This window comes from Variovorax paradoxus, assembly GCF_000834655.1.
GTDB classification, from domain to species: domain Bacteria; phylum Pseudomonadota; class Gammaproteobacteria; order Burkholderiales; family Burkholderiaceae_C; genus Variovorax; species Variovorax paradoxus_F.
In genome coordinates this window covers 22162-28444 of the sequence record NZ_JXQQ01000074.1, presented here as the reverse complement: position 1 = coordinate 28444, position 6283 = coordinate 22162, and the positions used below count along the sequence as shown (strand labels likewise).

The following is a 6283-nucleotide window of genomic DNA, read 5'->3' as shown; positions in this document are numbered from 1 at the left end:
CCTTCGATTATGCACTGTTTTTTGCAATCCAGTCAACTTCGAAGAATCTTTTTTCAGCCAACTCATCAGCAACCGCCCCTTCCAGGGCAACCACCGAACAACACATCACTGCGTCATCAGCCGAGCCCACGAGTATACACCGCGTTTTGATGTCGACGCCACTCCCCAGAAGTTTTGTTCTCATGCGATACATGCAACTTGCTTCCCTACCTTGCTAGCCGATCTCAGGGCTCCAGATAGCTAGCAACCCTCTTGACGTAGGGTCGCCCCACGCTCTCTAAGTAATAGAGAGATGACGCGCTCCCAGGAACAACCGGGCTGAACAATAAAAAAGCCGCCCGAAGGCGGCTTCATATCTCAAGCGAGTCCCAGCTCAGCTTAGTAATAGCGCGAGCTGTTCATGCGGCGCATCGCTTCATAGAGCGTAGGCATGCGCGCTTCCTGCGAACGGGTGCTCATGCGGGCCAGGGCGTCGATCTTGGCAACTGCAGCGGCAGGCACGGTGCCCTCCGCTTGCTGACGCCATACGGCAGCTTGCAATTCCTGCATCACGCGCGGATCGTTCTTCGCGGTTTGCATGAAGCGAGCATCGGCGCGTGCAGAGGCACGGCGAGCAGCGGCGGCCTGCCAGAAGCCGGCGATGCTGCTGGTTCGCACCGAGCTTGCGAACAGCGCAAACAGGGCGATCGCTGCGAGGCAGAAGACGGCCCATGCGGCGAGCAGTGCGCCTTCGTTCCAGTTGGAAACGAGCGTGTCGGCAACCACCAGCACCGCGGCCGCGATGGCAACGATGAACAGGGCGATCAGCGGACGAGAGCCTTCGGTGCCGGCGCGTGCGGCCTGGATCTGCTCGAAAAGAACTTCGGCGCGACGGACGCCGGGATGGACAGTGGGTTGGTCAACGTGGACGAAGCTGGTCATGATGCGATCCCTCCAGGGATGAATGGCAACGAGTGCCGATGCCGTGATATTAGGGGTTACCCTAATGCTTTTCCACTTTATCTTTCTGATGTTTATCATTCACAGCACTGATGGACGTCAACTTTCGCACACTCGATCTCAACCTGCTTCGCGTCTTCGACGAGGTGATGGCGGAGCGCAACCTCACGCGCGCCGCCAGGAACCTCTCTATTACCCAACCCGCGGTGAGCAATGCGCTGCGGCGCCTGAGGGAAGTGCTGGGTGACGAACTGGTGCGCCGCGCCGGCGCCGGCGTCGAGCCCACGCCGCGGGCGTTGGCGCTCTGGCCAACGGTGCGCGATGCGTTGCGCCAACTGCAGCACACCTTGGCCCCAGGGGAGTTCGATGCGGCAACCGCCGACACCACCTTCCTGCTCGCCATGGCAGACGCCACGGCGGCGGAACTGATCCCCGGCCTAGTGCAGATCGCCGAAAAGGAAGCCCCCGCCATTTCCCTGCGCGTGCTCCCGCTGACCACGCGCGACCCCCGCCGGATGCTGGAGAACGAAGAAGTCGACATGGCGATCGGCTACTTCCCGGCCGTGATCGCCAGCCTGGCGGCGCGTGGGCAATCGGGGGTGGGGGTGCCGTTCGAGACCCAGCGGCTCTACCTGGGCCAATATGTATGCGTGATGCGCCGCGGCCACCCGCTCGCAAGCGCGCCGCTCACGCTGGACGACTACTGCGCCGCGCGACACCTGCTGGTGAGTTTTTCGGGTCGGCCTTACGGCTTCATCGACCAGACGCTGGGCGCCATGGGGCGCGAGAGACGCATCGTGGTGACGGTGAACCAGTTCTTCACGGCGGGCCGGGTGGTTGCGAATTCAGACCTCTTGACCGTGCTGCCACGTCACTTCGTGACTGTGACGGGCATCGACGATCAACTGGTCCTGCGCGACCTGCCCTTCGACCAGCCGCCGGTGCATGTGGATGCCATCTGGCATCGGCGCGCCCAGCATGGGCACGCACATGAGTGGCTGCGGACCGCGCTGTTGCGGTCTGCTGCGGCAGCCTTCGCGGGCTCGATCCTCGGGCAGAAAGTGCCCGACTGATCGGCGTGGGCCGCTCAGCGGACGACGCTGAGCCAGGCGGATGCGGCTGCGCGCAGTTCCTGCGCGTGGTGCGCGCCGCGACCGGCGCGAACGTCGGCGCTTTCCATCAGCGCGGCGGCGTGGCTGGCCGGTGCGCTGTTGCTGGAGGAACGGAAGAAACGGGCCACTTGGGCGATGAGGCTGAACATGGTGTTGCGCGGCTTATGGCCGTGCTCTGAGTGGTTGATGTTCCAAGATTAAGGGTTATCCCTAAGAAAACAAGCTAGACCTTATGCGCTTCATGCATGGGGCGATTCACCTAGACTGGCCCGACGATGAAGTTGCAACTGCTCTCCGACCTGCACCTGGAGTCCCATCCCCGCTTCCACGCCGAGCCGATCCCGGGCGCCGACCTCTTGATCCTGGCGGGCGACATCGGCTCCTACCAGGAGGGCTCCCGCCTCGAGGACACCGACTTCGGCCTGGGCCGTTTCTCCCCCCGCAACGGCTGGCCGGTGCCGGTGGTCTACGTGCCCGGCAACCACGAATACGACAACGCCGACTTCGACGAGACCCACGACCGGCTGCGCGCCCTTTGCACCGAGCTCGGCATCCAGTGGCTGGAGCGCGAGACGCTTGTCATCGACGGCATCCGCTTCGTCGGCACCACGCTCTGGGCCGACTTCGACGCCCTGGTCGAGCCCACCGACGGCCTGGCCGAAGCGCTCAAGAAGCGCGGCAAGGCGATGCGGGCGGCCGACTTCTACCTGGAAAAGATGGCCACCAAGCGTCACGGAGAAACCTTCCTGTCCGGCGCGCTGCGCGAGCAGGCGCTGGTGTGCCAGGCGTGGCTGCGGCAGGCGCTGGCCGAGCCTTTCGACGGAACCACGGTCGCCATCACGCACTTCGCGCCGACGCTGGCGAGCGCCGATCCGCGCTATGGCCTGACGCCCGGCACCGCAGGCTTCTGCAATTCCCTCGACGAACTGCTGCCGCATGCCCAGCTCTGGCTGCACGGCCACCTGCACTGCGCCTTCGACTACGTCAAGGACGGCTGCCACGTGGTGGCCAACCCGCTGGGCTACAAGCGCAACGGCGAGCAGGAAGGCTATCGCCCCGACCTGCTGATCGAAGTGCGCTGAGCCGCCGCGTCACAGTAACGGCCGGCTACCGTCCTGCCGCACACGCTGTGTAGACTGACTCGAGCCCACCCCGGAGAGAGACATGACGCAGCCACAACAACGCCGCCGGTTCCTTCAACACACGGCTGGCACCGCAGCCGCGGTCGGCCTGCTGGCGGGCTTGCCCAAGGCGCTGGCCCAGGCACCCGAGGCCACGGGCAGGGCCATGGGCCAGCTCTCGATGGCCGAGATGTCGCGCCGCCTCGCGGCCAGATCGCTCAGCAGCAGCCAGCTCGTCGAAGAAGCGCTGGCCGCCATCCAGGACCCCGGGGGCGAAGGCGCGCGCACTTTCATCCAGGTGCACGCCGCGTCGGCGCGCAGCGCAGCGGCGCGGCTGGACGCCGAGCGCAAGAGCGGCCGCGAGTCCGCCTCGCCGATCTCCGGCATCCCCATCTCGCTGAAAGACCTGTTCGACGAAGCCGGCGTCACCACGCTCGGTGGCTCGAAAGTGCTGGTCGGCCAGCCGCCCGCGCAGCGCGATGCGATCGTGGTCGAGCGGTTGCGGCGCGCGGGCGCGATCGTCATCGGGCGCACCAACACGGTCGAGTTCGCCTACACGGGCCTGGGCATCAACCCGAACTACGGCACGCCCAAGAACGTCTTCGATCGCGCGACCGGACGGATTCCCGGCGGCTCGACCTCGGGCGGCGCCATCTCGGTGACCGACGGCATGGCGGCCGGCGCGATCGGCACCGACACCGGCGGGTCCCTGCGCATTCCCGCTGCGCTCAACGGGCTGGTGGGCTTCAAGCCCACGCAGCGCCGCATTCCGCTCGATGGCGTGATGCCGCTGTCTACCTCTTTCGATTCGGCCGGGCCGATGGCCTGGACGGTGGAAGACTGCGCACTGCTCGACGCCGTGCTGGCCGGCGAACTCCCGCGCGCCCCCAAGGTGTTGGCGCTGCGCGGCCTGCGCTTTGCGGTGCCGAAGACCTTCTTCCAGGACGACCTCTCCCCACCCGTGTCTGCAGCCTTCGCAGCTGCGCTGTCCAAGCTTTCGGCCGCGGGCGCTTCGGTCACCGAGCTGCCGATGACCGAGTTCGCCAAGGCGCCGACCATCAACCCGCGCGGCATGATCACCGCCTCGGAGGCCTTCGCCTGGCACCGTGAGTTCATCAAGACGGGCGCCGCCCGGTACGACCCGCGCGTGCTGGCGCGCATCAAGACGGGCGAGACGATCACCGCGCCCGACTATCTGCAGCTGCAGGCGCTGCGCCGCCAGTTCATCCGTTCGATCAACGCCGCGGCCGCCGGCTACGACGCGATGCTGATGCCCACCACCCCCGACATAGCCCCGCCGATCGCCGAAGTGATCAAGGACGACGAGACCTACTACCGCATCAACGGCCGCATGCTGCGCAACCCCTCGGTGGTGAACCTGTTCGATGGCTGCGCGCTCTCGGTGCCGTGCCACGAAGCGGGCACCGCGCCGGTCGGGCTGATGGTGGCCGGCATCGGCAACACCGATCACCGCCTGCTGGCGGTGGGCGCGGCGGTGGAAGCGGTGGTGACGCCGCGGCGCGGCATCAACAGCTAGGCCCGTTCAGCGCGAAGCCAGGCCGTCGAAACAGGTGCCGAGCACGAGATCGACGATCTCTGCGTCGCTCTGCAGGCCCCCGGCCTTGAGGAACCCGAGCACCGGATCGCAGGCGCGCGCAAACAACGTATAGAGCACGGCGATCGCGGGCAGCTTCGGGTTGAGCGTGCCGTCGGCCTGCGCGGCCTGGATCCAGCCGCCGAGCGTGTCGCTGATCTGCACCAGCCGGTCGAGATAGCCGCGGTTGTTCATGAGCGCAGCCCGCAGGGTCGAGTTCTGGTGGGGCAGCGAGGGCATCTCGCCGGCCAGTTGCGCCTCCATCGCCCAGCGCACCACCGCGCGCAGCTTGTCGATGGGCTTCCGGTCGGCCAGCACCGACGCCAAAAAATCCTGCGTGCGCTGCATGAGACGCACCATCGCGGCGGCTGCGAGGTCTTCCTTGCTGGGAAAGTGCTTGTAGAGGCTGGCCTTGGCGATGCCGACGGAGGCGGCGACCTCGTCGACCGTCATCGATTCGAAGCCCTTTTCCGCCAGCAGGCGGTTGGCGGTCTGCACGATGGCCTCTTCGCGGGCCTGCAGCATCTGTTCCTTGAACGAAGGCTTGGCGGGGGCGGCAACAACGGTGTTCATGCGGAAATTCTAGTCTCGACCGTCGCCGTTCAGACGGCGCGCGCACGGAAATACCGTTCAGTCTTTTGCAGACCGAACAGTTCCGCTCAGGCGCTGCGCCCTTTGGAAACCAGCTTGATGCCCGGCATCAGCTCGGCCGCGAGCTCGGGCCGCTCCAGCGCGTAGTCGAGGTTCATGCGCGCGATCTCGACGTGCTCTTCGCCCAGCGCCTGGGCGCGGGAGCCCTGCCCGCGCTCGATGGCCTGCACCATCGCGTGGTGCGTGCGATGCGCCTGGCGCATCCACTGCTGGCCCTCTTCCATCGACGACTGCATCGGCAGCATCGCGCTCGGCGCGGCGAAGGGCTGGCCGCCGAGCATGTCCATCACCCGCTTGAGCGCGAGGTTGCCGCAGCCCTCGACGATCAGTTTGTGGAAGCGGTCGTTCATCTCGACATAGGCCGCGTAATCGTCGATTTCCATGGTCGGCTTGTTGACCGCCCTGTCGCCGGCGTCCAGGCAATCCTTCAGGTCGCGCAGCAATTGGCGCGGGGCGCCGTCCTCGGCCAGGAGGCGCGCGGCAAAGCCTTCGATCACGCCGCGCACGCGAATGGCGTCGGCCACTTCCTGCGAAGTGAAACGGCGCATCTGGTAGCCGCCACTGGGCGATTGTTCGATGAGGCCTTCGTGCTCGAGGCTGGCGAGCGCCAGGCGCACCGGCGTTCGCGAGGCTTCGAGCTTCTCGGCCAGCGGGATCTCGGCCAGCCGCTCTCCGGGCACGAATTCGCCCTTGAGGATCATGTCGCGCAGTTGCACGAGCACGCGGGATTGTTGAGAGTCCATCAGGAGGCGCCAGGAGCAGGAATGAGCGGATTCTAGGAGACCACGCTTCCATTGCACGCAGCATATTTGCCTTGGCTCGGTTGTTGCATGCACTTCTGTACAACATGTGTCAAAAACACACGC

Annotated in this window: 7 protein-coding genes; 3 read left to right on the top strand and 4 right to left on the bottom strand. The window is 66.0% G+C overall.

Going from position 1 to position 6283, the window contains the following annotated elements:
- Window positions 1-378 precede the first annotated feature (378 nt).
- Window positions 379-921 (bottom strand): hypothetical protein, encoded by a 543-nt coding sequence (locus RT97_RS25195; RefSeq protein ID WP_042581585.1) that lies wholly within the window; start codon window positions 919-921, stop codon window positions 379-381.
- Window positions 922-1031: 110 nt separating this feature from the next.
- Between RT97_RS25195 and RT97_RS25190 the strand changes: the two genes are divergently transcribed.
- Window positions 1032-2012, top strand: a complete 981-nt coding sequence (locus tag RT97_RS25190) for a LysR family transcriptional regulator (protein ID WP_042581584.1) — start codon at window positions 1032-1034, stop codon at window positions 2010-2012.
- A 14-nt stretch (window positions 2013-2026) separates the two neighbouring features.
- Here RT97_RS25190 and RT97_RS33530 read toward each other — a convergent pair whose 3' ends face one another.
- Window positions 2027-2200: a hypothetical protein gene (locus RT97_RS33530; RefSeq protein ID WP_172672248.1), complete on the bottom strand. Its 174-nt coding sequence runs from the start codon at window positions 2198-2200 to the stop codon at window positions 2027-2029.
- Between the two features lie 126 nt (window positions 2201-2326).
- On the opposite strand from RT97_RS33530, the gene RT97_RS25185 reads away from it, so the two are divergent.
- Together RT97_RS25185 and RT97_RS25180 are read left to right on the top strand one after the other, a co-directional pair.
- Window positions 2327-3133 carry a metallophosphoesterase gene (locus RT97_RS25185; RefSeq protein ID WP_042581583.1) on the top strand — a complete coding sequence of 269 codons (807 nt, stop codon included), beginning with the start codon at window positions 2327-2329 and terminating at the stop codon, window positions 3131-3133.
- A gap of 82 nt (window positions 3134-3215) precedes the next feature.
- On the top strand, window positions 3216-4709 hold the full coding sequence (locus RT97_RS25180) for an amidase (RefSeq protein ID WP_080898421.1): 1494 nt from the start codon (window positions 3216-3218) through the stop codon (window positions 4707-4709).
- A gap of 6 nt (window positions 4710-4715) precedes the next feature.
- Here RT97_RS25180 and RT97_RS25175 read toward each other — a convergent pair whose 3' ends face one another.
- Window positions 4716-5339: a TetR/AcrR family transcriptional regulator gene (locus tag RT97_RS25175; RefSeq protein WP_042581582.1), complete on the bottom strand. Its 624-nt coding sequence runs from the start codon at window positions 5337-5339 to the stop codon at window positions 4716-4718.
- Between the two features lie 86 nt (window positions 5340-5425).
- Complete coding sequence (locus RT97_RS25170; protein WP_042581581.1) at window positions 5426-6160, bottom strand: GntR family transcriptional regulator; 735 nt, start codon at window positions 6158-6160, stop codon at window positions 5426-5428.
- Window positions 6161-6283 lie beyond the last annotated feature (123 nt).

Bases quoted from the DNA above. Each gene is read 5' to 3' on its own strand.
- RT97_RS25195 (WP_042581585.1), bottom strand. From the start codon at position 921: ATGACCAGCTTCGTCCACGTTGACCAACCCACTGTCCATCCCGGCGTC.
- RT97_RS25190 (WP_042581584.1), top strand. From the start codon at position 1,032: ATGGACGTCAACTTTCGCACACTCGATCTCAACCTGCTTCGCGTCTTC.
- RT97_RS33530 (WP_172672248.1), bottom strand. From the start codon at position 2,200: ATGTTCAGCCTCATCGCCCAAGTGGCCCGTTTCTTCCGTTCCTCCAGC.
- RT97_RS25185 (WP_042581583.1), top strand. From the start codon at position 2,327: ATGAAGTTGCAACTGCTCTCCGACCTGCACCTGGAGTCCCATCCCCGC.
- RT97_RS25180 (WP_080898421.1), top strand. From the start codon at position 3,216: ATGACGCAGCCACAACAACGCCGCCGGTTCCTTCAACACACGGCTGGC.
- RT97_RS25175 (WP_042581582.1), bottom strand. From the start codon at position 5,339: ATGAACACCGTTGTTGCCGCCCCCGCCAAGCCTTCGTTCAAGGAACAG.
- RT97_RS25170 (WP_042581581.1), bottom strand. From the start codon at position 6,160: ATGGACTCTCAACAATCCCGCGTGCTCGTGCAACTGCGCGACATGATC.